The 2,746-nt window shown below is 48.2% G+C and carries 1 protein-coding gene; it reads right to left on the minus strand.

Annotated elements, in window-relative coordinates:
* Positions 1-2,746: DUF5710 domain-containing protein (locus tag B152_RS25500; RefSeq protein WP_211212219.1), on the minus strand; the 2,746-nt coding region annotated here is incomplete at both ends.

A 2,746-nucleotide genomic window follows, 5' to 3' on the forward strand; every position in this document is an offset into this window, starting at 1 on the left:
CGTCAAATGGTGGTCATTGTCTGCAGCAATGATGATTTCGGCTTTGGGATGCTTCTTGCGAACCTCTTCCGCAACAGCCTTGAGGTTGCCGGAATCAAACGCAACCACAGTTGGTTTGCGCGTCATCTCAAATACGGAAGTCCCGGTGCCGTAGCTTTCGGCTATAAAAATCCGGTCAGTGATTTCCAGATCCTTCATCGGATCAACCACGTGCATCAGACCGGACTTGCGGCTATTCTCGGTAAAGAACTTACCTTCAGGGGTGATTGTCTGCAAGGAGTGGATCCTGTTATCCATATCCCGTAAGGGAATAACCAGATCCCCGCGTTGGTTTACTTTAATGCCGTAGCCCTTAACGCCTTTAGTCTTCAGGTATTCGGCATTGTTTTCATCTGCCCAGCCCCGGGTGTTTTTCCAGATCGCAAAAGCTTTCTTTGCGGCCTTGTCCTGGCTTTCGGCCAGATCCTTTTCCCGGAGAGCTTTCGTCTCAGCCGCTTTGGCTTTCATAACATCGCGTTCCTGTTCGGTCATGGCTTGGCCAACAGCTACCCATTTGGTTTTTTCATCCGTTTTGAAATTTTGGATCAGGCCATTGGCACGGCCATCGAGATAACCGAGATAAGAGGCATTCTGCTTTTTCGGCTCACCTTCCAAAGAGGCGCGGTGCCACTTGCCATCCATGATTGGCGTGCCTTTTACCTCAATCCCGTTGTCCTTCAGGAATAGAGAAAATTCCTCAAGCGGGTTGAGGTCAGTTGCTTTGGCAATAGGCTCTTTTGCCGACCACTTTGCCAGAGCTTCCGCTTTTTGGGCATCCGGCGCATACCAGAGCTTTTCTTTTCTGTCCCACTTGGCTCCCTGGGCCTTGGCTTCGTTTCTCTCGCTATAGGGAACAACCAGATAGATTTTTTCAGATTTTTCTTTTGACTGAGTTATACTTTTTTCCCGTTTGGGAGATAAACTTAGCTCGCTATCCAGTTCTTTGATTTCATCATTGATTTGATATTTCTGTCGAATGATGACATTTGACCCGTTTTGCAGATCTTGCATGATGAGGTCGATATCGTTGTCTATGACCTGTCCCTTTTCATCGACTCTCTTGAACGAAAAGCCATGAAAATGCTCAGTAATAGATTCTAGTGTATCTGTGATTTCTGTAACTTTTGTTTGGTCCGCAAGTTCTTCTGGAACGTGTTGAACCAACGTAAACAGCTTTTCGGCCTCAAGCTGGTTCTCCGGTAGCCATTTCTCAAAAGCAGCTGGCTCTATACCTTCAGGCACAAACCATTTCTTTTCTTGTTGATCCCACATGCCTCCAAGCTCTTTAACCTGGTTCTTGTCTTTAAAAGGGACTTCCAGAAAAACAGGATCGTTCTGCATGTTTAATTCTCCAGGAGTTGATACCCGATCAAGTGCACTGTTGAGCGCATTGCTTTTCTCTTTGGGGAGTTCCATCCATTCAGCCAGTTTGGCTTTATCCGCCTCAGCTGGGGCGAACCAGGCGCGCGCCTGAAAATCGAACAAGGCACCGTTCGCTTTTGCTTTTACGATGTCATTAAAGGGAACAACGAGATATTGGCGCTTGTTCTGGTTTTCCAGTTCATGCTTCTGTTCTTTGAACAGACGTGTTGCATTCATAAAAGTCTGGGCTAACTCCTGGACCTTCTTTTCATCGCGTGAGCTGAAGGTGACTTCACTTCTGGAGCGGGCATCATCAAAGATCAGTCCGTTTTTCTCATCCCCAAGCAGGGCGTTGAAGGAAACCTTGTGCAGCCCGTCCTTGTCATCAAAGGAGATAACGGGCAGTCCGATATCCAGTTTTGACAATCCCTTCAGCTTGTCTTCAGGGAGGGATCCATCAAGAATACGACCAGAAGCCAGGATCAAAGCATTGATCTGATCCTGGGCTTTCTTCGACCTGCTGGCCGTCTGGATATATACCGGGCTTTGGCTTTTTACGGCTTCTGGCAGGTGGAAGTTTGAAACCAGATCAAGCATGTTTCTGCTGGAGCTGATATAAAGAGGCTCCAGATTTAGATTTTGCCTGATTTCGTTTGTTAGCCGGGTTTTAGACAGCTCGATCTGTTCAGCCAGTTCCGCACGAAACTCAGCGCTGTAGCGCTCAAGCAATTCAGAATTTTCAGAGCTGATATCAATCTGGATTAGGACAGGCTCGCCATTCTCCTGGATATGGCCAACAAGCCTTTTAACGGGATTTTCCTGCCCGGGTTCATCAGACAGGTCGATAAAATTCTGTAACTCCAGTGTAGCCAGAGAAGGGGTTTCCTGATTTGCCATTCCCTTGCTGGAACCTAGAACGGCTTTCATCAGATCAGCTGCAGCCGTAGGTGAACTGGTCTGATAACTCAGTGTAATCTCGTCTCCGACCGTAAAGCTATCGCGTTGGTACTCTGCCGTCTCAATTGCTTCATGTAACAGGGGTGTATGGACACGCAGAGAATTGCGTTCATGGCCGATAAACTCAGGCTGGAAAGCTTGCATCTTTGCTTCTTCAAGCTCGATGGCTTCCACAAGACGTTGCTGTTTTTCTTCAGGGGAAAGTTCCATACCCTGAATGGCAATGCCGCGCTCCTGTTCCATGCGGGGGCGTTTATCGAAAGCCAGCTGTGCCTGTTTTTCCAGCTCCGGTCGCAGTTCCGGCTGCATCACCCAATCGCGGATTTTTTCCGACACGGCTGCAGCCTGGAAGATTGCGTTCTTGTCAGCCTCAATGGCCTTGATCCAC

Source organism: Kiloniella laminariae DSM 19542, assembly GCF_000374005.1.
GTDB lineage: Bacteria > Pseudomonadota > Alphaproteobacteria > Kiloniellales > Kiloniellaceae > Kiloniella > Kiloniella laminariae.